This window comes from Metamycoplasma spumans, from assembly GCF_041026625.1.
Classification (GTDB): Bacteria; Bacillota_I; Bacilli_A; order Mycoplasmatales; family Metamycoplasmataceae; genus Metamycoplasma; species Metamycoplasma spumans.
The window spans coordinates 39,766-64,892 of sequence record NZ_CP163393.1 but is presented as its reverse complement, the minus strand read 5'-3'; the positions used below and the strand labels follow the sequence as shown (position 1 = coordinate 64,892).

Here is a 25,127-nt window from a genome sequence, read left to right as displayed (position 1 = left end):
ATGGAAAAAACAAATCAAGAAGAACTAGTTGCAAAAAAAACGAATACAACTAGAAAAACAATAAAAAATAATAATGAACAAAAATTCTCTGAAAAAGAAATAGAAAACGTTTTAGAATCTGAAAAAGAAACTGAAAATAAAGAGCCAAATTATGGTGTTATTACTCAAATTTTAGGTGCAGTTATTGACGTAAGATTTGAAGAAGGTAAAGCACCTAAAATCCTTAACGCCCTTAAAGTTCAAATCGATGAAAAAGATAAAAAGAATTTGGGAGAACAAATTCTAGAAGTTGCTCAACACATTGGTAATGATACCGTTAGAACAATAGCTATGAACTTAACTATTGGTCTACGTAGAGGAATGAAAGTTCTTGACTTAAATTCGCCAATTACAACTCCAGTCGGAAAAGGTGTTCTATCAAGAATGTTCAATGTTTTAGGAGAACCAATTGATTTAAAAGGTGGAAAATTCGAACAAAGAATGCCAATTCATAAAGCAGCTCCAAGTTATGAAGAACAAAAATCAACTATGGAAGTTTTTGAAACTGGAATCAAAGTTATTGACTTATTAATTCCATATATTAAAGGTGGAAAAATTGGTCTATTCGGTGGTGCTGGTGTTGGTAAAACCGTTTTAATTCAAGAATTAATTAACAATATTGCTAAACAACACGGCGGACTTTCAGTCTTTGCTGGTGTTGGGGAACGTACCCGTGAAGGAAATGACTTATATCACGAAATGGAAGCTAGTGGTGTTTTAGATAAAACCGCATTAGTATTCGGACAAATGAACGAGCCTCCTGGCGCACGTATGAGAGCACCATTTACCGCTTTAACAATGGCTGAACATTTTAGAGATCAAATGGGTCAAGACGTTTTATTATTCATTGATAATATATTTAGATTCACACAAGCCGGATCTGAAGTTTCAGCTTTATTAGGACGTATGCCGTCAGCCGTTGGATATCAACCAACACTTGCTGTTGAAATGGGTCAATTACAAGAAAGAATAACATCTACAAATAAAGGGTCAATTACATCTGTTCAAGCAGTTTATGTGCCGGCTGATGACTTAACTGACCCTGCACCAGCTACAACATTTACTCACTTAGATGCCAAAACAGTTTTAGACCGTGATATTGCTGCATTAGGTATTTATCCAGCTATCGATCCATTAGGGTCAAATTCAAGAATGATGGACCCTAATATTATCGGTTTAGAACATTACAATACTGCTCGTGAAGTTCAAAATATTTTACAAAGATTTAAAGAACTACAAGACATTATTGCAATTCTTGGTATGCACGAACTAAGTGAAGAAGATAAAAAAGTTGTTGCAAGAGCAAGAAGAATCAGAAACTTCCTTTCACAACCATTTTTCGTTGCTGAAAAATTCTCTGGTATCGCAGGACAATATATAAACCTTGCCGATACAATAAGATCATTTAAAGAAATTTTAAGTGGTAAATACGATGAATTACCAGAAGAAGCTTTTCTATATGTCGGAACAATTGACGACGTAATTGAAAAAGCTAAAAAATTAGGAGCTACAATTTCTTAATAATATGGCGTCTAATCAAATTCAAGTTATTATCAGTACACCACTTGGAGTTTATTTCGATGATACAACTGAAATTTGTACTTTTAGAACAACCGAAGGACAAATTGGTCTAATGGCAGGCGGTCCTCAATTTATGGCTGCCTTAATCCCTTCTGAAATTTATATCAATCATTTAAATTCGCCTGAACTTAAAAAATTTTATGTTGACAAAGGTATAGTACAATTTAAGAATAATGTCCTTTCTTTAATCGTAAATCAAATTAGCACTCAACCGATTGACCTTACTCAAAATTTTGTTCAAGCCGATCAAAAGAAATATACAATCATTGAAGAGATTGTTCTTAAGAAAAAACTTGCTGAAAATAATAAATAGAACCGAGTAAATCTCGGTTTTTATTTACTTTGCACAGAAAATAAATAAATATGTAAATTATTTGTGTAAATATATAAGTATTTAAAATTATAAATTTAACACTTCTTTTAAAAATAGTAAAATAAGGACATAAAGCATTATAAAAAGAAATAGCACAAATGTTTCAGTGTTATTAGAATTAAGGAATTTATAAAATAATGAAAAAAAATAAATGAATAAAAATATTAACTATTCCTCCATTTATAAGTACTATTTTATTATCTACAAGCTGTATGAATCACAAAATTGAAGATAATAAACAAAAAGATGAAATTGTAAGACCTGGCGGAATTTATAAAAATGAATATTCTAAAAATCCGCTTTTATATTCAAAACTTCGCAATAAAGATAAAAACGAAACAATTAACAATCCTTTTAGAAAAATAACTTTTAAAACAGAAAATAAATACCAAGAATTAATGGATTTTGTTAATGAAAATAAAGTTGAAAACTATTATATGCTTGGCATAAATGTAAAATTAGAAAATAATACTATAAACAGCAAAGAAGGATATGAAAAAGAATTTAAAAATTGACTTTCAAAAGCGAAAGAAATTACATTTTTATACTTTCCTCATTCTATAAAATTAGAAATTCCTGACCAATTTAATAATACAAGTGATTATTTTGCATCTCCTATTAAAGAAATTAAAGAGTTTATAATACCAACATCAAATGCAACTACAATCAATGGTGAAACGAAATTTAGAAATCCGTTATATTTTCATACATGATATCCCGGTGAGGGAAAATGGTCGCTTTTAAAAGTTTTAAGAAAAAACGAAATTAAATATAATCCAGATAAATCTATTGACGTTATTGATGCATTCGCAATATGAATTATTAACACTCATGAAGAAGCTGAGGTGTTTGCTGTTTTTGAAAGATATTATCCTAAAACGGATAATCAAAGTGACGATGAATATATAAAAAAATATAAAATTGATGTAAGAAAATTAACTCATAAAAATAAACTTTTCACACTTGATTATTAATATCAAACCCAGATACGGTTCTGGGTTATATTTTTTTATTTGAAACTTTTGTATAAGTAATTGAAAAAAAATTTTGTAAAAAATCTCAATACAATGAAATTTATCATAGCAAAAGTTTGCTTCATTGCAGCTATTAATAAGCGAAATATGCATTTTAAGGTTGGTAACATACAAAAAATAAAAAAATTAAATTATTTAGCAACTGAACAGTTAAAATAATAATATATAAAAAAATTAAGGAAGGAAATATATATAAAAATGAAGAAAGCTAAAATGCTATTTTTAAGTTTAGGTTCTTTTGCTATAGCATCAGCGCCGTTGATTATCGCAGCATCATGTTCAAGGAACATCGATAACGATAAAGAAAAGGATAATGAAGAAAAGGATAAAACTGATTACTCAAAAAATGCATTAAACGAAGCTATAAGATTGGCAGAAATTACATATAAAGACAAAGAAACAACAAATATTATTGATGCAAAATTAGAAGGAGTAAAAATAGAAAACTCTTCTAATGATATTGAGTATTCAATAACAAAATTTGAACCAAATAAATTATTAAATAATGCCAAAGTTACTCTAGTAGCCAAATATAAAGACGAAGGCCATAAAGACCTAGAATCTGATCCAAAAGTATTTTTAATTTCAGATTTTGCAATAAATAGCGAATACTTAGATGCATTATTAAATTCAGAACATTCTGTATTTAAGTTAGTTGATTCAAGTAATACGGATGCCGGCGAAGAAAGCGTTAAAACACTAGATGCCTACTATTTAGTTAATGACGAAAATACAATTAACATAAAACTTGAAAATACTGAAATGTTTGTCCCTGAATTAAATGACTTAGAAGTTGAATATGAATTTGACGAAACAAGCGAAAAGAATTCTAAGTTTTCAGGAGACGTTGATTTAACAGCTAAATTGGTTTATAAAAACAGCACAAATTCAAAACCTAAAATTTTATCATTTGAAAAAGCTATTGCATCAGGTGTTAGCGCAGATTATTTAACAAAATATAAAAAACTTTCATTTGATTATCAAGATAAAAATACAATTTCTGTAAATTCATTTGAAGATGGTGAATTACCAGCTGAAAAATTAGAAAAAATTCAACCTATTTTCAAAGACAAAGAAACAACTGTTGAAAAAACAAAAGAATTTTTAAACAAACACAATATCAGAATAACTGCAGTTACAATAAATGACAGAGATTATTCTAAAAACTCAATATCTTTCAAAGTTAAAGCTGAAGGTGTAGATTTTGGAATTGAAGATTATTCAATCGAAGGGTTTAAACCTGTTGAAAAAGTGTCTACAGAAAAAGTTGATGAATTCGTTAATAAATTAACTTTTGGAGATTTCTATTTTGTAAATGAAATTAAAGAAGATGAAGAAAAAAATTATGACCTATTTATCAAAGATGGCGAAAATGAAATTGATTTAAGCAATCCAAATGTTTTAACAGCTGGTTTACTATATGAAAATGGTATTACAGAATTTAATAAAGAAAAGTTATATACAGTAACATTTGAAGAATCAACAAAAACATTAAAAGCAACAATGAATTTAAATGGTAAAGAATATGTTGTTTCAACAGTAATTACTCGTGAAGCTCCAGAATTAGATAAATACGTTGAACTTGTTGGAAAAGAAATAAAGGGTGAAAAATCAGAAATATTTGCTAATGAATTGGACGATAGCAATATTACTTTAAACATAAATAAAGGAAGTTATCTAAACGATCCTAAGTTTATTAAATTTGAAGTTATTTATCACAATTTAAAATCACAAGAAGAAAAAGATTTAAACAAAGAAGGAAAAGCTACTTTAGTTTACAAATTTAAAAACGAATTAACCAACAAAAGATATGAACACAAAGTTGTTTTTGAAGGGTTAAAAGCTTCAGAAGTTAGTGAATCAAAAATTGCTAAGTTAGCAAAAGAAAATAAATTAGCTTCAGGTTATTTAACAGCTGAAGCAAAAGCTAAACTAGTTGATGTTTATAATAAAACAAGAAACCAAAATGAAGATATTTATAAACTAAGAGTAGAATTAAAAGATAAATTGCCTAAATTTGGTGAAAGCAAAGCTAAAGCAACAAATGCTTTTGATGGTGTAACATTCAGTAAAGAATTTATAGATGCCATGAAATCTAAATCTTTAATTGGGCCTGCTAAACAAAGATACGTAAGAATTGCCAAAAGAGAAAACGGACAATATGCAATTGCTTTCAAAATAAAAGATGATGCAAATGGTGAAGTTCTATATATTAACTTAACCGAACCAGAAGCATCAAATGCAACCGAATAAATTTTAAACAAAAACAAAAACAGAGCCAGTATTATAGGCTCTGTTTTATTATGCTAAAAATCATCTAATTTAACTCTATTTAAACCACTTCATCCGCTAATCGATTGAACATTATTTAAATTCATAAACTTAGAATAACCACCTTCTTTAATGGTTAATAAAATATACTCAGCTTTTGATATTTCATTTGCTTGGCCATTTTCAGTAACCTTAAATTTAAATTGTTTAGTTCTAGATTTTTCGGAATCATGATATCCACTCGAAGTAATTATATAGATAATAGCATCAGGCGTGTAATTATTTTCGTTGTAATATGTAGCACCTTTTCAACTATCTGCAATTACATAATTAGTAAATTGTCTTCTAATATCAGAATTGCTAAAGTAATATTGCATACCAGCAAATTTTGAAGAAACACCAGGTATAGCTTTAATATTTGTGCCCTCTTGTAATTCTCATAAAATTGAACGTGTTCCTGCATATAAACTTATCTTAGTGTTATATCATCTTCCGGGATCACGTTCTGATTCTTTGGTTTCCCTTCCAAATGCTTCGAAAATAATTCAGTCTAATACAACATTAAAACGATATACGGCTTTTCAAGCTTCACTTTGTGCTCTAATTTTAAATGCATTATTTGAAGCCATAGGATCGGCGTTATATGCTTCTGCCAGTATTTTATAAACAGTGTCAATTAAAACTAAATAATCTGTTCCAGGTGTGATATTATCAGGGTCATCATTTGCTCCTGATGACGATCCCCCGCCACCAAATGCAGAAGAAATAGCTCCACTTACAGCGTTATTTAAAGTTGTCATGTTAGTTCTATTTCCTGATTTATTAATGTTTCTTAAACCATTATAAATTATTGAATTTTGTAAATTACTTTTACCAAACAATAAATTAATCAATTTAACTAATCTTTGTCCATTAATAATTTTATTAGATCCGATAAATTGAGCTAATAAAACAGCATCATTTAAACTAAATCCGCTCTTTATTTTTATAATAGCATCATTCAATCATTTTGTTGCGTCATTAATATCAAACTGTTTTGCATATTTAGCAACCCAGTCAACCGATCTATTCAATACTTTTCTTGAGAAATAGTCAGTTTTAACAATTTCTGGTAGCAATAATTGAACTAATTCAATTAAGAAATCTTTATCATCCTGTGTTGTGTTTTCTAAACTTAAATAAGCCATTATATCATCAACAACAGCGCCGACAACATCTCTATCTTTAATAGCTGCCAGTATAAAGTTTTTTAAATTAATCTTTAAATTATCCTTAATTTTATAAATGACCTTACTAATTAAGTCACCTAAATTTGTCGATTGAATCTTTTCGCCAGCCACATAGTCATTTACAAGTGAAGTTATAAGTTGTTTAACTTCATCATAATTAACAAACTTACTTGCAATTCATTCCATTCTTTCTTTAGGGAAAATATTTTGTTTAATTTGAGTTCAGTCAATTTTTAAAACTTGATCTTTTGTAACGTTGTATAAGAAGTTAATCAAGGCTTCTTTTCCATTAATATTATCAGCCTTAACTGAACCATTTAATGCTTGTAATGTATTGTAAATTAATTTTTCAAGATTTTCTAAGAATTTTCTTTCAACATTATTTGCTTCATCAACAATCTCACTATTTTCAGATTCAGATGATAATGTATCTCCAGCACCAGATTCGATATTTTCTTTACTTTTCGCATTAACAAAAGCGTCTTTAAAGTTAGATAAATTATCAACAACATATCTATATATTGCCATAAGTTCATTTTCTAATGTGACAGTTTCAATAGTTTTATCTAAAATAGTTTCAAGTAAATCTGAAATATTTTCTGTAGTTAAATACTTATCATACTCAATAGTTTTTAAAGCATTTAAAATACGTTTACCAAATTCATTTTGATCGAAGTGACCTTCTTCATCTAATATGTTAACATTTGCAATCGAGTCAATAATTGTGTCTAAAACGCTATTAACAACGTTAAAATCAGACAACTTCATTACAATTCTAGTCAATAAATTAACCATATTTTCTTGGTCTGTTGAACTTAGCGATATATTTATTTTTTTATTTGCAAATTCAATAATGAAGTTTAATGCATCTTTAACTAATTGTTTATCGCCAAATAGATTACTTAGGGCTTGATTTACAAATAATTTAAGTGCTTCTTTATTAGCAGTAATTAAATATTTAAGCAAGTCATTCATCGTTTGAATTTTATTTAATTTTTCAGAATTTAAATCAAGCAATGATGTTACTAATGAGTTAAGAATATTACTTGCAGTATTTGTTTCAAATAAAGTTCTAGACAATAAATCAACAACTCCATTAGCAAAAGCAGTAGCATTTGGATTGGCTTTTAAAATTAAATCTTTTACATAAATGTTTAAATAATGTCTAACAAAGTTTTTAACTTTCTTATCTGTCTTCAATCAGTCAATTGTTGTTGGTAAGATACCTTTAATTTCTTCTTTATCTTGATCAGTTAAAACAGAGAATGAGGCTTTGAACAATTTTAAATAAATATTGATATTTATTACAATTTGTCCATTTGCAACTATGATTTGTTTATTCTTATTTGAACTTGTATCTTCAGCCAATTCATTTTCAGATGGTGAACTATTATCAGCACCTTCAGAAGTAACATCTTCATAATCAGGAATAATATTTGAGAATTGTGAACTATTATTCATTATTAAAATGACAAGATTCTTAATTTGTTCGTTATTTAGAGATTTGATATATTCAACAATATTATCGTAATTAATTGTATTAATTACTTCTACAATATTAATTAATCCATTGAAATTATATTGCTTATAATCAAATCCATAATGATTAATATTATTTGCTAGAATGTTCAACAAATTAGTAACAACATGGTCTAAAACATTAAATGATGGCAATTTAGTAATTAAACCTTTTATCATTGATTTTAGTTGTTCTTTTCCATGATCTGGCCAGTTAATATTTTTTAAATCCTGATCCATTAGTTCAACTAATAAATTAGCAATAGCTGATTTCACTTTTTCAGATTTTTCACCATTTAAATACGTTGCAAAAATTTCATTCACTTTATTCAATAATAATGGAACATTTCCTTTAATGAAGTTGCCAATTCATTCATAAGCATTCTTAATATTATCAGTAGTGCTATCGTCAAATAATTTCTCTGTTAATTCATAAACTAAAGGTAAAACAAAGTTATCAAAATTTTCATTAATAAATTCAGTTGAATAACTAATAATTTCATTAAAACTATCTTGGATAGGTTTACCAAAACGAACTTCATCTAATTTAACTGAAGAAATAAAGTTATTTAAAAATTTCTTAACATTAATTTTTTTAACTAAAAACTCAACAAAGGTTTTTTTGCCAACTAATATTTTTAAAATCCTAATAAAGTCACCGCTTGTGTATAAATGATTTCCTTCAACGTTTTTTACTAAAATAAAGTCAACTAAATTATCTAGTAAAGTTTTATTAGCAAAATCAAAATATCCTTTTACACTTTCTAATAATTTATTAGCCAACTCTTTAGAAGAAATGGGACCGTTATGATTTGCAAATCCTTGTTTTATAGCATTGATTAATCCAGTGATAAGTTGACTATTTTTGGCATTTGATAAAACTTTAAAAATATAATCTTTTAACTTGTTTATTTCATCTTGACTTAAGGTTGTATTTGCATTTAATTTTAAATATGAAACAAGATAGTCGACTAAATGGTCAATAATCAGTCTATTATCGAATAGCTTATCTACTGCAGCTTGAAGTAATTCTTTACCTTTATTAGCGTCTAAATGTTTAATAACATTTGAAGCAAATTCCTCTCAACTATTTGAATTATATAAAGCAAAGTTTTGATTAATCGATGTTAAAACTTCAGCTAATTTATTCAATAATTGATCATCAATAACTTCTGTGCTCAATTCATTATAAATTGCCTTAATAAATTCAGAAAGTTCTAAATTTTGGTTAGTTAATAAATCATTTAGAGCAGGGTCATTTAATTTTTTAATTTCTTTAGCCAATACCTTGCTTAATAATGATGATAAATTATGGTTAGATTTTAATTCTTTTATACTTTCAATAAACAGTGAAATTAAACTGCTTCTCTTTTCAACAGATAATTTATTTCAGACTTTTTTGGCAATAATATTTCAATCAATTTTATTCAAGATATTTTCTGTCTGAATATTGTTAGCTTTGTTATTTCCTTGACTTTCTGTCGATAAAACCGTTTCATTATTATTGTCAGAAACTGGACCACTACTTTCAGAAACAAAGGCATTCACTAAAACATTAGCGTTTTTAATTACTAATACTAAGATTGAATACATTTCTGTTTCATTTAATGAATCAATTAAGTTCTCAATGTTAGCCTGAGTTAAAATATTGGCTAAATTTTTGTTTAAATCTAAGGCTTCTAAAAAATTAAAATTGGCAAAGTTAAAAGCGTTTTTATTTACATAGTTTGCTAAATTTATAACTAAACTATCAGCCAATCCTGACGCTAAATTATTATCCTTTATTACTTCAACTAATCTTTTAACAACTTTTGTAATTCCACTTTTATTTTCTTCAGAAATATTTAAATTAGAAACTTTTTGGTTTAAAAATGAAATTAAAATATCAGTTAAAGCAGTAATATTCTTTTCATTGTCAGTTAATAAATTAGAAACAAGTTCAGTAATTAAACTTTTCAATGTTTCTTTATTAGCAAGTAATGCATTAGATACAAATTCTTGTAATGATTGAGATGATTGAACTGTTTCATTATTTAAAACTTGCGAAATTATCTCTTTAAATTTAACAATAATAAAATCATCTCATCTTTCGTTTGCAAAAGCTTTGGCACTATTTAAAATTATATTTAAATTATTTTTAATTTCAGAGTTTGGATCTTCTATATCTAAATTGTCTAAATTAATAGCGTTTATTTCATTTAATACTAATGTTTTAATATCAATTTTTTCTAAAATATAGTCAATGATTTTTTCTTTACTAAATATTGCTTTTAAACTCTTGATTAATAATGAAAAATCAAAATTAGATTCGCCATTTTTATTCTTAACAGTTGCCGCTTCAATAATTTCAATAATTAATTTCTTATTATTTTTTAAATTGAAAAATTCTTTAACATTATTGAATAAATAGGTTGAAAACTCTGAAAAATTAGTTACTTTTGTTTCATCTAAATTGTTCAATGTGTTAACCAATCTTTCTTTAAAAGAATCATAAAGTTTTGTATTGGCCAAGTTTTTTAAAACTGCATTGAAATAATGAGAAATAATCTCTTGTTCTTCTAAACTAATTTTTACTCCGCTATCTTTTTCTAAAAGCGCTGCTCCAATTTTTATTGAATCAAACATCAGTGTGTCTTGACTTGAAATCTCTTGCAACAAAGGCTTAATTAAATCTAGAACGCCATTATTATTTGCGTCTTTTAAAAACGAAATAATAAACTTGTCAAAACTTTCATAATTATAATTAGAACCGTTGTAAATTAAGTTTTTAAATACCTTTTTAAAGCCATTAATTACATTTTCATTTTTAACAGAATTAATCAATTGACTAACAATGTTTTGTGAAAATTTAGTAATGTCTTGCTCTCCAATAATCGCTGATAAATCATTGTTTTTAATTAAATTAATTGCTGGTTGAGTAATCATGAAATTAGCAACCTGATTTACAAGTTGTAATAATAGACTTCTATCAGATAATGTTGCATCTATTAAATTGTCAGTAACACCAGTAAGAACTTTTTTAGCTGATTCATTTAAAAGATTGTTTTTATTTAAAACTATATTTTTAATAACCCTTAGGATATCAGAACGTTTTTCTTCTGAAAGAATTGAACTAATGTTATTAGGATTTAAGACATTTTCGTATTTTACATGATAAGTTGATAAAATGGTTTTGCCATTTTCGTAACGTTTTTTGTCAATGTTATCTTCAGGAATAAATGACAAGATTGAAAATAGTAAATCATTGTTTTTATCATTACTAAATTTATCAAATACAACGTTATTAACAAAAGATCTTAGAAATAGTTTTAAATCAAAAGATCCAGTTGATGTTTTAGAACTTATCATTGTTGAAATAACAAATTCAATTAGTTTTTCTTGATTAGGTAATTTATCAAGATTTAAAATTAAATTAGCAATAAAATATCTAACTTCTTCGTGACTTTGTTCAGGAATTTCATATAGCTCACTTATTGATTTTGAAATTATCTCAATAAATCCATTCATTGATTGCTCATTATTTTTCATTCATGAAATAATTTGCTTAATAACTTCTTTTACATCATCTTTAGATGTTTTAATTGCTTTAGATAAAAGATCACTACGCTCTTCTTTTGAAAAATAATAACTTGGATTTTCGACTATTTTATCTGACAGATTAAAAAACAATTGTTTAATTGATAATTTAATTTGTTCATTATCTAAAATTGAGTTTAATGTATCAGAAATATCAATTCCAAGAGAGCGACGATAAGATTTTGAATTTACAAAATCTTCAATAACTTTCTTTGAAAATTCTTTAAATAAAGCCTTAACATTTTCTTCTAGTAAAATATCACTATTTGAAATATCACTTAGTAAATTATATAAAACATCTTTATTAAAAATAATGTCAGTTATTAGTGATAGCACATGATTTGATGTGAGATTTGAATAAGATTCTTCAGCGATTTTTTTATTGATTAAATAGTTACTTTTATTAATATTTAAATTAATTGTTTTACTATCTAATATAACATTAAAAATTTTAACTAAAGGTTCAATGTTACTTTGATCATTAAATAAATTTGAAATATATTCAGTTGTTAATTTAAAAGTTCCACTATCAATATTGAAAATTCTAATCACCGATATCATAAAATTCTTTAGCTCTTCTACGCTAAAGTTTAGTCCGTTATTTAAATAAGCTTTTAGTTGACCAGTGAAATCTCTGTTGAAAGCTTTTTTATTTTGCGAAGCAATTGTTTGCGCATTTTCTTCAATTGTTTCAAATTGATAACTTTTTTCAAAACTATCCACATTTTGGCCAGTTAAGCCTAAAACTAATGATTTTATTGTTGTTGACTTGGTATTGAATAAAATTGTTTGTTGATAAGAATTAATATCACTATCCAAACTTCTTTGACCAACAATTGTATTGTATGAATCTTTTGATAAAGCCATTTTCATAAACACATCTTGCGCTAATTTTTTATAAGCATTGTCAGAAGGATAAATATCTAATAAATTAACGCTAAACTTATCTGGATTAGCTAATATATAATTTTCATTATTAAAATTAAAATAGTTTACTTTATTATTAAAAGCAACATTTTTAATCAAATTATTCAACGAAGCAATTGCTGTTCCTAAATAATCATTGCCATATTCATTTTTTAAAATTAAGTTAAGAGATAAAAATGGAGCTGTATATCCAATTAAGTTAATGTTAATATTTTCATTCAATGCTCTAATTTTTTGAACTAATTCATTATATTTTGATTCAATAGCTTCAAGTTTAAATTCAAAATTAGCAAATAAATTATTTAATTTTTCTTTAACTTTTTCTTTATTTTCGCTTTTTTCTGAAGCTACCGAAATAATATCTAATAAACTTTTACTATCAAAAAAATCATTAAATCCTAATGAAATAGTAATTAAATTAGAGTCCTTAATTTTCTCAATAATCTTATTAAAATCTCCAGCTTCAAAGTTTCCAAATTGTTGACTAAACTTAGTAGAATTATTTTTAGCCATTAAGTTTTTATTGTAAGCAACATTGCGTAAAATATTATCAGTTAATTGATAATCAGCAGAATTTAAAATATATAATCATTGATCTAAATTTGAGCCAGATAGTCCATAGTTTTCATAAGATTCTAGCTTTGTTTTTTCATCATCTAATAAATTAATTGAATTTGCCAAATATGACGCATATGAAATACCGAAGATATTTTTATTTTCTTTGTCAAAGTAATTTAAGACGAAGTTATTATTGCCATGGTTATTACCCGCAGCATAATCATCCCCAATTGCAATGTATTTTACACTTGCAGAAATTGCTTTTTGAAAATCGTTATTATTTTTATTATCATCGATTTCAATTTTTGTTGTTTGACAGGCAATAGCTGTAGTAGCCAGCGATGCTATTGAAGCCGCCGAACTAACAGCTACAAGTGTCTTTTTAATTTTTTTCATAAATCTCTCCTATCCTATCGATACATCTTCGTAAATATACTGATAGTTTTCAGGTGTGCTTTTTGTTTTTCCTCAAATTTTTATAATTTGTGGAATACCAAATTGACCAGTTATCATAACCGAAATGATTACTAACTTACTTAAAATATTCAAATTATTACTTAATCCCACACTCAAACCTGAGTTTCCGAATGCTGAGCAGACCTCGAACATTATATATGTCATTGGAAACGGTAAATTATAAACAGATCTTGCTGATTCTGGCATAGATGCATAAATAATTAAAGTTGATAATACGACCATTAACAAGGCAATGATAAATACGTTTATAGCCTTAATTAAAGTTTCTTTTCCAATTTGACGTTTAAATGCATTGATACGTTTTCTTCCTGTTATCATTGTTAAAACACTTAGAAAAATTACAGCTATAGTAGTATTACGAATTCCCCCGGCAGTTGATACTGGAGAGAAACCTATAAACATTAATATTCCGTGTAAAACAATAGTTGGTTGAGTAAAATTATGGTAATTTACTGTTGAAAATCCAGCCGATCTTGTTGATTTGGTTTGGAAATAAATTGCAAATAGTTTATCTCATGTACTTCCATATTCTGCTTGATTTCAGAAATTTTGATTTGATTTTGCATTAACTTCAAAACCAATTGTCATTAGTAGAGCAATTATAGTAGTTGTAAAATAAGTTATTAAAGTAAACTTAGTAAATAAAGTAAAGCAGTGTCTTTTATTACGTTTATAAATACTTTTCATTTTTAATCAAATATCATAAATTACAGGAAAACCAATTCCTCCAATTAAAAATACAGTAATGGTTAAAATTTGAAAAGCAAAATCTTTGTAATATGGTTGCAAACTTTTTGAACTAATAATATCAAATCCAGCATTATTCAATGAACTTAATGCATGGAAAACCCCATACTTGATTGATAAATTAAAGTTTTGATAAGGATTATATTTTTCAGCTACATAAGGATTAAATTTTCATTGTTCAAAGCTTTCACCCATTTTAAAAACTTGATTTGCTTTTTCATTATTAAAATATTCACTTGGGTTGTAATAAAAAATCAAAGTGAAAACTAATGATGAAATTATTGCAACAACAATTAGAAAACTAATTGATATTTTAATCATCTTCTTAGTTTCAAATATTGAATTTCCACCACGTTCTGTTAAAGAAACTTGATTTGAAAATATGTTAGCTTTTAAACCTAAAATTGATTGGAATAAGTAAAGTTTTATAGTAAATATTCCCATTCCTCCAAACACTATACAAATTGCAATAATCGCTTGTCCAAATTCGTTAAACACATCACCAATAACGAGTGTGGTGAGACCTGTGTCACTAAATGCTGAAGCCGCAATAAATAAAGCGTCCAAGTAGTTAACTTGATGTTTCGTTCCATCTTCTTTATAATTATGTGTTACATTTCAAAATAGCAAAAGCGACATTAAAACTGTAAATAATACATAAATAACGAAGATATATCTAATGGTTCCAATTTTTTTTAAAAACTTAAATAATAGATTAGATCCTTTACTTTGCTTTTTTTCGTTTTTCATAGCATAGAATTATACCGCATTTAGCTAAAAATATTATTATTAATAATATAGGGGTAATAATTTTGCAATTTTTAACCACTTTAAAAACTAAATTTTAAAAATCATAATAGTCATTTTATTCACTTTTTTGCTATCATGGTAAGATATTTATATCCTTAAAAATTATTTAGGAGGATTTAAAAATGAGATTATTTAAAAAAGTACGTGAAATTTGTATTATCGGTATGGGTCGTTTTGGAAGCGCTATTGTCAAAACTTTATTAGAAGATCGTGAAAATAACATTAGACTAGTTTTAGTTGACGAAGATGAAAAACATTTGCTACCTTTTAAAGATGAAGTTGAATCAATTTATGTCGCAGATTGTGCCGAACAAAAAACTTTAGAATCAATAAATGTTAAGGATTTTGATGCTGTTATTGTCAGCGCATCTAACAATATAGAAATTGTTGCAGCTTTAGCAGAAGTCGGAGTCAAATCAATTATTGCAAGAGCTACTTCTCATCGTCATGCTCAGGTTCTAAAACAAATTGGCGTTCAATCAATTGTTATGCCTGAAGTCGAAACTGGTAAAAAAACAGCTATGTTAGTTGCTAATCCAACCCTTACACTTTATTCAGAACACATGGTTGAATTGCAAGACGGTTTTGTGAGTGCTTCAATCACAATCAAAAACCCAGATATGATTGGCAAAAAAATTAGTGATTTAGGGTTTAGAAATAAATATGGTGTTTCAATAACCATGATAAAAAGAGATCACAAATCTTATATACCAGAGGGTGATTTTGAAATCAAAGATGATGACTTATTAACTTTTATCGGAAAATTAGAAAACATAACCGAAGTTTTTGAAATATGCGCTAAAGTTGATAAAAAAGGTAAAAAATAAAAATTTATAAGTTGCTAAAAAGCAACTTTTTATTTTAAAAAAATGCTAAAAAACAATATTTTTGCAAAAATGATACAATTTAATATCAAGGAGTATATATGAAAAAAATTGATGATTTATTATTAAAACAAATGCAAGAAAAATACGACTCAAATCCTATTAATAAAGTTGTAGAAAACGCTATTTTTAAAAATGGAATTAAAAAAGCTTCAACAAATAATGAAGTTGTAAAAAAACACAACTTCATGTTCTCTTTAGAAACAAAAAATGGAGCTATAACCAACCAAAAACAAAGTGGTAGATGTTGAATTTTCGCCGCTTTAAACTCAGTTAGGGTTAAATTAATGGAAGTATTAAATATTGATAATTTAGAACTTTCACAAAACTATTTACACTTCTATGACAAACTAGAAAAAGCTAACTATTATTTAACCTGAATTATTGAAAATGGACTAGAAATTGACAATGAAGACCGTTTGTTCAGAGCAATTAACTCATCGCCTGTTCAAGATGGTGGATATTGAGAATTCTTTGTTAATTTAATTGAGAAATATGGTGTTTGCCCAAAAGATGCTATGAATGAATCATTCCATAGTGAAGCAACTAATGATATGGTTGTTCAAATTAATTGAAGATTAAAAGCTTACACTGCTAAAATGAGAAAAGTTTTTGCCGAAACACATAACCTAGCCGATGTAGAAAAGTTGAGAATTTCGGCTTTAGAAGATGTTTATAACATTTTGATTAAAACACTTGGAAAACCTCCAAAATCATTTACTTTCGAGTACATGGACAAAGATAAAAAATTTACAAGATTAGAAGAAATTACACCTATTGATTTCTATAAAAAATATGTTGGCGACTTTTTGAAAAACAAAGTTGACTTAGTATCTGATCCTCGTGAAGTTTTTCCATATAATCAATTGCTTGTGGCTCCTTTAGTAAATAATCAAGTAGGCGGGAAACCTTTAACAATGTTAAATGTTTCAATTGAAGAAATGAAAAAGGTGATGATTAACCAAATGAAGGCTGGTGAAACAGTGTGATTCGGGTGTGATGTTTCAACATATTCATCAGCAGATGGAGTTATGGATCCAGAATTATATAACTACGATTTAACATTAACTCAAACTCCTGAATTCAGCAAAAAAGAAAAATTTGAATCAAGAGCATCAGTAATTAGCCACGCAATGAATATGGTCGGGGTTAACTTAGATAATAATGACAAGCCTTTAACCTGAAAAGTTGAAAATAGTTGAGGCGAAGCTCAAGGTAAAAAAGGATTTTTCTCAATGAGTGATGAATGATTTACAGAGTATAATTACATGGCAATAGTTGATAAAAAATACTTATCAAAAGAAGCTCAAGAAGCACTAAATAAAACTGCGATTGAAATTCCAATTTTTGACCCACTTTGTGAAGAATAGTTAATTAAAAAATATGTCTTACTTTGTTAAAAAAGTGAGCATATTTTTTAATTTTTAGGGTAAAAAATATATACGATTTATACCTCTTATTTCAAGAGATTTTATGCATTTATTGTTATAATTAACAATATTAAGACAAAAAACGGAGAAAATATGATAGGAATTGACATCACAAGAGTTAGTCGCTTTAAAAAAGTTAGCCAAAGATTTGTGCAAAATGTATTGCACCAAGATGAGATAAAAGAGTTTGATAAACTCGAATCTGATCAAAAGCCTAAATTTTTGGCAACAAGGTGAGCAATCAAAGAAGCGTTATTTAAAGCCGATAATAAATATTCGTGTTTTAATGAAGTCTTAATTAAAAAAAGCTCGGAAGGACGTTATGTATTCTTAGATTTTGAAATCTCGACTTCCGATGAAGGAAATTTATTAATAGCAATCGTATTAAAAAAATAGGAGACAAATATGAAACTAAAAACTAGAGCATTTTGAAGATTAATACCACTTTTAACAAATATTAACATTTTAAAATCAAAAGCTTCTCGTCATAAAAGAATGCCAGAATATTACAAAGTATCAGAGCGTAATTTTTATTTACAAAAACATGTGTCAAATATTTTGAAGCATTTAAATATTGAACTTAAAGTTGAAGGATTTGAAAACGTTCCAAATGGACCATGTTTAATAATACCTAACCACTCAACTTATTTAGATGCCCTAATTATGCTATCAGCATTATATAACCACGGCGACGGACACAAAACAAGTAAGGTTGTTAACTTTGTAGCAAGAGTTGAAGCTCAAAGAAAAAAATCAGTTAAAAAAATTGCAGAATTTGCAGACACTCATTTTATTGACCCATCAAAACCAAGAGAGGCATTGACAATTCTTTCTGAATTTGGTAAATTTGTAAAGAAAAATAAATCATCAGGTGTTATTTTTGCAGAAGGAACAAGAACAAAAGACGGAAAAATAGGTCAATTTAATAGCGGAGCTTTTAAATTAGCGCAATCATCATTTTTACCAATCATCCCAACCACAATTAACAATGCGGCTAATGCACTTGACTGAAATCGAAAAGAAAAAATAGTTGTTACTGTTACCTTCCACAAATTAATTAAGTCTCAAACTTTCCAAACCATACCAACTAAAACATTAGCTGAACAAGTTAAAAACATCGTTGCTTCAAACTATGTTGACCAAATAATAACATCAAAAGAAACTATCAAAAACACATACACTAAAAAAAGTAAAAAATAAAAAATAATAACGAAAAGAAATATATGGAAAAAACCGAAAAGCCAATCATAAGAGAAATTTCAATTGAAGAAAATCAAGACAATAAAGAAAAAAAACAAATTCAAACTTCTGAAGACCGTCATATTTTTAAATTGGCAAATTTTGATGGACCTTTAGATTTATTGGTAAGTTTGATAAAAGAAAAAAATATTAGCATTTTTGATGTTGATTTATTTGATTTAGCTAATCAATACTTAGACATTATTAAGAATTTGCAAGCATATGAGTTTGACATTGCGTCTGAATATCTTGTAATGGCAGCAACTTTATTGCAACTTAAAGCTAGAATGCTTTTACAAGATCCTGAAGCTGAAGAAGAAATTAAACAAGAGAAAAAACGTCTTTTAGAACAAATTGCTGAATATGAAAAGTTTAAAGAAATAACCCAACTTCTTAAAATTCAAGAAGAAAAAAGAAAAAACTTATATTCTAAAAACCCAGAAGACACAGAAGAATTTGAAAGAGAAATTGACGGAAGTATTTTAGACGGACATTCTAATAGCTCTAAATTAGTCGTAACACTAAGAAAAATGTTTGAAAGGACCTATGCACAGTTAATTAGACACGTTACAATTACAACGATTGCAGTAAGTCCCGAAGAGCAAAAGAAGCGTGTTATTGAACTTTTTAAAAACCGTCAAACCGTTCCGTTTGAAGAAATATTTAATGTTCCAACAATTGGTCATTTTGTAATAACCTTACTAGCAATATTAGACTTAGCTAGACAGCAAATTATTGTAATGGAGCAAAAAGAAGAAGAAGGTATTATTATTTTCACTAAAGGAGTTGAATATGAAGAATAAAATTTTAGAAGCATTATTGTTTATTCAAGGTGCTGATGGTATTAGTTCAGAACAAGCTAAGGAAACTTTTAAATTAAATACTGTTCAAGAAGCTCGTCGTTTATTAAGAGATTTTAAAGAAGAATTTAACAAACAAGATAGAGCAATTAAAGTGCACGAATTTAATGATGTATTTAAATTCTTAACCGTTGAAAGTGTTAAAGAATATATTAGTGACCTTGTTACTATAACTAGAAAACAAAGATTGTCAAATGCAGGAATTGAAGTTGCTGGAATTGTGGCATATAAACAACCCGTAACACGTTCAATGATTTCGAATATTCGTGGTGTTGTTAGTGACGGTATTGTATCAAGTCTACTTGAAAAAGGGATAATTGAAGAAGTTGGAGTAGCTTCAACTCCTGGTAATCCTATTCTTTATGGAATTACCAATAAATTTTATGATTATTTTAAAATTAAAACACTTGCTGAATTACCACCTTTTCCTGAATTTGGACGTTACACAAGCGAAGAAGAAGATGAACTTGATAAAAATTTCAATTTATTTGATTCTCAACGCCAAGATACAGACAATGACGGAATTTTAGTGGCAGGAGACGGTGAAGATGATTAAACTTAAAGCAAAAAAAGATGATGTTGGGCGTATTTTATTTAAATATTTAGTTAGAGTATTAGATAATGTTCCAATTTCTAGAATTGAAAAAATTTTTAGAGAAAAAGACGTTAAAGTTAACGGCGTAAGAACAAAAGATAAACAATATAAAGTTCAATTAGATGATGTTATCGAAATTTACGGGTTGCAAGATGCATTTAAACCTGCCGAAAAAAATACTTCACAAATTAACTTTAAACTTATTTACGAAGATAAAAATATCATGATAATTGATAAGGCAACAAACATCGCAATGCATTCTGAAGAAAATTGCTTAGATGATCAAGTTTTAAAATATTTAAATTACAAGAAAACTTCATCATTTAGGCCAGCTTCAATCGGAAGAATTGATAAAAAAACTAGTGGTCTGGTTGTTTATGCAAAAAACTATAAAACCCTCGTAGAATTCGAACAAAAGCAAAATCAATTTGACAAAGTCTACCAATTTGTTTCAGATTTTGACGAAGACTTACTTGATATAACTGTAAGATTAAAAAAGGATATAAAAAATGAGAAAATGGTTGTTGACCAAAATTTTGGAATTAAGGCTCACACAATTTTTTATAAAGAAGGAAATAGAAAATTTGCAAAAATTTTAACTGGAAAAAAACACCAAATAAGAGCAACATTATCATATTTAAAATATCCAATTCTAGGTGATATTAAATATGGCGGAAAATGAGCAAAGAGAATGTATCTACACTCATATTCAATTACATTTCACGGATTAAGCGAAGAATTTTCAGAATACAATGAACAAATTTTTATTGCTCAAGCAAGATGATAGGGGATTTATGCAAGAAACAGAATTAAAAAAACTGGCTAAAAATTTACTATTTGACCCAAATCCCGAAGTTTTAGAATTGGCTAAAAATATGCTAATTTCAATAGATAAAAAATTAGATGATTTGGAAAATTTTAATTTAGACAACTATAAAGCCCAATCTCATATTAATGAAAAACCAATTGATTTTTCAATGCTAAGAAAAGATGAAGTTGATACATCTTTTAATATTAAAAAACAAGATTTATTAAACAATGCTGCCAATCGTAATGATGACTATGTAGTAATGAGAAAGGTTATTAATGATAAATAACGGCAATTTAGAAAAATCAATTTCAAAACTTTTAAATAATAAAAATAATGCTGTTGCGCATGTTTTTGAAAACGCTAAATTAAAAAATACTGGAATATTAGCAAATAGTGTTTTTACCGTAAAAGATAATTACGCAGATACAAATACAATTGCCACAGGTTCAAGTTCAATACTGTCAAATTTTAGACCTTCTTATAAAGCAACAATAATTAAATTACTAGAAGAATCAGGATCGACTTGTGTTGCTAGAACAAATTTAGACGAATTTGGTATGGGTGGATCGGGCGAATATTCAGTTTATGGTTTGATAAAAAATCCATTAAACGAAAAATATTTAGTAGGAGGTTCTTCTTCTGGTGCTGCTGCAACTTTTGATGAAGATGTCGCTTTTGCAATTGGCTCTGATACTGGAGATTCAGTAAGAAAACCGGCTTCAAATATAGGAAAAGTCGGTTTTAAACCAAGCTATGGAGCAATTAGTAGATATGGACTTTTTGCATTTTCATCTTCATTGGATACTGTAGCTTACTTTACACATAACGTATCCGATGCAATTGACGTAGCAAGCGTTTTATACAAGCAAGATTTAGAGCATGATTTAACTTCATTAAACCTTTCGTTTAATAGAGAAGATATTGAAATAACAAAACCTAAAAAAGTTGCTTATTTAGATTGTTTTGACAAACTTAGTGAACCGGTCAAAGATTCATATTTAAAATTACTTGAATCAATAAAAAAACAAGATATAGAGTTAATCAAGGTAGAAGCAGACGAACAACTTTTAAATTCAATTGATGTTGTTTACAAAGTTATAGCTTTTTCAGAAGCTTCTTCTAATTTAGCAAATTTAGTTGGCACTGAATTTGGAAATAGAATAGAAGGCGAAAATTGAGAAGAAACCTATTTATTAACCAGATCTAACGGATTAGGGAAAATGGTTCAATCTCGTTTAATTTTAGGTTCATATTTTTTAAAAGAAGAAAATCAAATTAGATACTTTGTTAAAGCTAAAAAAATGAGACGCTACTTGTCTGAATATTTCACTAAAATACATAAATCTGCTGATATTTTTATCTATCCAGCTTCTAATGATTCAGCTCCGCTAATAAATAAAAAATATGAATCAACATACATGGACTTCATTTTAACATATGCAAATCTTGTTGGAAACCCTTCATTAACTTTAAAGATGGGAAACGATTTAAATAATATGCCTTTTAATATTGCTATTGATGGTGAATTATATCAAGATAAAAAAATGCTTTCACATGCGCTTTACATTGAAAAATTGATAGGAGATAATAATGAATAATGATTGAGATATTGTAATCGGTATTGAAATTCATCTTGAATTAAATACAAGAACAAAAATGTTTTCTCCTGCTTCAAATAATTATGAAGACAAAGTTAATGAATCTGTATCTAATATCGATTTAGCATATCCTGGCTCTTTACCATTAGTTAATTCTCAGGCCATTATCAAGGGTATAAAACTAGCAAAAGCATTAAATATGTCTATTGATAAGTTAGTTAGATTTGACAGAAAAAATTATTTTTATCCAGATTTAACAAAAGGTTTTCAAATAACCCAACAATTCAATCCAATTGGAAAAGAAGGAAAAATAAAAGTCAAAGTTGACAACGAATGAAAAGAAATTTCAATCGAGAGAATTCACTTAGAAGAAGATACTGCCAAATCACTACATGAAGGTTCAGAAACATTTTTAAATTATAATCGTGCCGGAGTGCCTTTAATCGAAATAGTTTCTCGTCCAGTTATTCACTCAGCTAAAGAAGCAATTGCTTATGTTGAAGCAATTAGACAAACCGCATTAGCCCTAAACATTAGCGACGCAAAAATGAACGAAGGTAGTTTAAGAACCGATGTTAACATTTCAGTAAGAAAAAAAGGTACCAATGATTTAAACACCAGAGTTGAAATCAAAAACTTAAATTCATTTTCTAATATTGAAAAGGCAATTGAATATGAAGCAAATTATCAAGTGAATAAATATCTAAATAACGAATCTTTCGTTCAAGAAACAAAACGTTTTGATGAGCAAAAGAATATTACCGTTTCAATGAGATCTAAAAGCGACGCTATTGATTATAAGTATTTCCCTGAACCTAATCTTCCTTATATACAACTTTCTGACGCAGATATTGAAGCAGTAGAAATTGAAGAAATACCTTATGACAAAGAAATGCGTTATATTTCTCATGGACTAAACCAAGTGCAAATATCACAACTATTAAATAACTTTGAATATGCTAATTATTTAGATAAAATCAATTCAAAAGACTTTAAAAAATCTGCTAATATATTTTTCTCTGATATTGTTTCATACATTAATCAAAACAATAAAACAATCAATGAATTAAAATTTAGCCCAAGTGATGCACAACAAGTTATAAATTACATTATTGATTCAAAAATCAATAAATCAGACTTTAAATTAATAATTCAATTAAAAGATAATTCAAATAAAGATATCGATGAAATTATTAAAGAAGAAGATCTGTTTATTAAAGAAATTTCAATCTCTCTAGATGATGTAATCGACGAAATACTAAAAGAAAATCCCGATTTGGAAAACGAATTTAGTAAAAATTATCAAAGAGCTTCTAAGTTTTTATTAGGGCAAGCAATGAAAAAAACAATGGGTAAAGCTAATGCTGCTGAACTTAATAAAAAAATATCAGAAAGATTTCAATAATGTGAAATAAAAAACCCAATAAACTTAAAACTGGTTGAGAAGCCAAAAATAATAAAAACGATAGTTTAGATAAAGAAAAGAAAAACAATAATTTAAATGTAAGTTCTAGCCAAATTGTAAAAAATAAACCAAATAAAAATTTCTTTGAAAAACTTATAAAGTGAATTATATTTGGAATCTTATTTATCGCAATACCAAGGTATTTAAAAAGTTCTAGAACAAAAGGAAGAGAAATCGTTGACACGACTTATAGAAAATTAAGTTCTCACGAATTTGCTTTCGTTCCAGCGGGTTATGCAATGTATTTATTTTTATCATTCGTTCCCGTTATATCACTATCATTAGGTATTATTGGCAAAATAAGTGATAAATATGAGGTTGTATTAGAACATATCATATTGGGTCAAGTTGTTCCTGGTATATCTCAAGTTATACCTTCAATTTCTTCTTTATGAGATTCTGCTGGAGGGGCAATTGCCTTTGCATTATTTGCAATATCAGTTTTATTTATAGCATCGAAAGGTTATTCAAAATTTATCGATTCAATAGATGCATTATATAGTCATAAATCGCCACATAGAATGTGAAAAACCAGATTAAAAGGTTTTATCATGAGTATTTTAATATGCATTGGTTTAACTGTTGTTTTATTAGGTTTTACTGCATTTATGACATTTTTAATTGAAAAAGCCGGCCTAGGTCAGTTTACAAGTGATATTGCTTCAATGTCTTTAGCTGACTTTAAATTAGAGTGGGAATTTTATATGATTTACTGATTTACAATCATAATTTTTCTACCAACATTCACATATTTATCGTTTTTACTATTTTTCAGTTATGCGCCAAGTTTTAAATTAAAAATTTCTCAGGCAAATCCTGGAGCATTTATTGCTTCAATACCTACATCGCTTTTCATTTTAATTTTTGGTTCTTTAACATCGTTAATACCATATAAAAAATTCGGAACCGTCGCTTCATTTATGTATGTAATTTTATTATTGAGCATTATGTCATATTTCATATATGCAGGCATAATTGTAAATTCTAGTTTTTATCATACATTTGTCAACATGCCGACGATTGAAAAAAATAGTTGATTAAAGAGAAAAAAAGTCTCAATTTAAAAAAAGTAAAATTAAAATATAACTTATAATAAGTTATTAGA

General features: G+C 27.3%; 17 protein-coding genes. 15 read left to right on the top strand and 2 right to left on the bottom strand.

Annotation, left to right across the window (positions count from 1 at the left end):
* The 4 genes from atpD (at position 1) to AB5V95_RS00220 (ending at position 5,280) form a co-directional block, all read left to right on the top strand.
* Positions 1-1,560, top strand: coding sequence for a F0F1 ATP synthase subunit beta (gene atpD, locus AB5V95_RS00235; RefSeq protein WP_369085925.1), 1,560 nt, complete (start codon positions 1-3; stop codon positions 1,558-1,560).
* A 4-nt stretch (positions 1,561-1,564) separates the two neighbouring features.
* Complete coding sequence (locus AB5V95_RS00230; RefSeq protein ID WP_027122543.1) at positions 1,565-1,933, top strand: ATP synthase subunit epsilon; 369 nt, start codon at positions 1,565-1,567, stop codon at positions 1,931-1,933.
* 197 nt (positions 1,934-2,130) lie between these two features.
* Positions 2,131-2,967 (top strand): hypothetical protein, encoded by an 837-nt coding sequence (locus tag AB5V95_RS00225; protein WP_369085924.1) that lies wholly within the window; start codon positions 2,131-2,133, stop codon positions 2,965-2,967.
* Positions 2,968-3,225: 258 nt separating this feature from the next.
* Entirely contained in the window at positions 3,226-5,280 is a 2,055-nt protein-coding gene (locus AB5V95_RS00220) for a Vmc-like lipoprotein signal peptide domain-containing protein (RefSeq protein ID WP_369085923.1), read from the top strand.
* A 53-nt stretch (positions 5,281-5,333) separates the two neighbouring features.
* Here AB5V95_RS00220 and AB5V95_RS00215 read toward each other — a convergent pair whose 3' ends face one another.
* Both AB5V95_RS00215 and AB5V95_RS00210 read right to left on the bottom strand, forming a co-directional pair.
* The gene (locus tag AB5V95_RS00215) at positions 5,334-13,502 is read right to left on the bottom strand and encodes a hypothetical protein (protein ID WP_369085922.1); all 8,169 of its coding nucleotides are present in this window, start codon (positions 13,500-13,502) and stop codon (positions 5,334-5,336) included.
* A 9-nt stretch (positions 13,503-13,511) separates the two neighbouring features.
* Positions 13,512-15,080: a TrkH family potassium uptake protein gene (locus tag AB5V95_RS00210; RefSeq protein ID WP_369085921.1), complete on the bottom strand. Its 1,569-nt coding sequence runs from the start codon at positions 15,078-15,080 to the stop codon at positions 13,512-13,514.
* A 182-nt stretch (positions 15,081-15,262) separates the two neighbouring features.
* Between AB5V95_RS00210 and AB5V95_RS00205 the strand changes: the two genes are divergently transcribed.
* The 11 genes from AB5V95_RS00205 to AB5V95_RS00155 all read left to right on the top strand — a co-directional run bounded on the left by AB5V95_RS00205 (position 15,263) and on the right by AB5V95_RS00155 (position 25,086).
* A complete protein-coding gene (locus AB5V95_RS00205) occupies positions 15,263-15,967 on the top strand; it encodes a TrkA family potassium uptake protein (RefSeq protein ID WP_027122548.1) in 705 nt (234 codons plus the stop codon).
* A gap of 98 nt (positions 15,968-16,065) precedes the next feature.
* On the top strand, positions 16,066-17,394 hold the full coding sequence (locus AB5V95_RS00200; RefSeq protein ID WP_369085920.1) for an aminopeptidase C: 1,329 nt from the start codon (positions 16,066-16,068) through the stop codon (positions 17,392-17,394).
* A 153-nt stretch (positions 17,395-17,547) separates the two neighbouring features.
* Positions 17,548-17,850 carry a 4'-phosphopantetheinyl transferase superfamily protein gene (locus AB5V95_RS00195; RefSeq protein ID WP_369085919.1) on the top strand — a complete coding sequence of 101 codons (303 nt, stop codon included), beginning with the start codon at positions 17,548-17,550 and terminating at the stop codon, positions 17,848-17,850.
* A gap of 9 nt (positions 17,851-17,859) precedes the next feature.
* Positions 17,860-18,654: a lysophospholipid acyltransferase family protein gene (locus AB5V95_RS00190; protein ID WP_369085918.1), complete on the top strand. Its 795-nt coding sequence runs from the start codon at positions 17,860-17,862 to the stop codon at positions 18,652-18,654.
* A 23-nt stretch (positions 18,655-18,677) separates the two neighbouring features.
* Positions 18,678-19,496: a segregation/condensation protein A gene (locus AB5V95_RS00185; RefSeq protein ID WP_036475900.1), complete on the top strand. Its 819-nt coding sequence runs from the start codon at positions 18,678-18,680 to the stop codon at positions 19,494-19,496.
* On the top strand, positions 19,486-20,109 hold the full coding sequence (gene scpB / locus AB5V95_RS00180; RefSeq protein WP_027122553.1) for an SMC-Scp complex subunit ScpB: 624 nt from the start codon (positions 19,486-19,488) through the stop codon (positions 20,107-20,109). Before AB5V95_RS00185 ends, scpB begins: the two co-directional genes overlap by 11 nt.
* Positions 20,102-20,935 carry an RluA family pseudouridine synthase gene (locus AB5V95_RS00175; protein ID WP_027122554.1) on the top strand — a complete coding sequence of 278 codons (834 nt, stop codon included), beginning with the start codon at positions 20,102-20,104 and terminating at the stop codon, positions 20,933-20,935. The genes scpB and AB5V95_RS00175 overlap by 8 nt, the downstream gene beginning before the upstream one ends.
* Positions 20,936-20,942: 7 nt before the next feature.
* A complete protein-coding gene (locus tag AB5V95_RS00170; RefSeq protein WP_027122555.1) occupies positions 20,943-21,245 on the top strand; it encodes a glutamyl-tRNA amidotransferase in 303 nt (100 codons plus the stop codon).
* Positions 21,235-22,557, top strand: coding sequence for an amidase family protein (locus AB5V95_RS00165; RefSeq protein ID WP_369085917.1), 1,323 nt, complete (start codon positions 21,235-21,237; stop codon positions 22,555-22,557). The genes AB5V95_RS00170 and AB5V95_RS00165 overlap by 11 nt, the downstream gene beginning before the upstream one ends.
* Complete coding sequence (gene gatB / locus AB5V95_RS00160; protein ID WP_369085916.1) at positions 22,550-23,962, top strand: Asp-tRNA(Asn)/Glu-tRNA(Gln) amidotransferase subunit GatB; 1,413 nt, start codon at positions 22,550-22,552, stop codon at positions 23,960-23,962. Before AB5V95_RS00165 ends, gatB begins: the two co-directional genes overlap by 8 nt.
* A complete protein-coding gene (locus AB5V95_RS00155) occupies positions 23,962-25,086 on the top strand; it encodes a YhjD/YihY/BrkB family envelope integrity protein (protein ID WP_369085915.1) in 1,125 nt (374 codons plus the stop codon). Before gatB ends, AB5V95_RS00155 begins: the two co-directional genes overlap by 1 nt.
* The last annotated feature ends 41 nt before the right edge of the window (positions 25,087-25,127 follow it).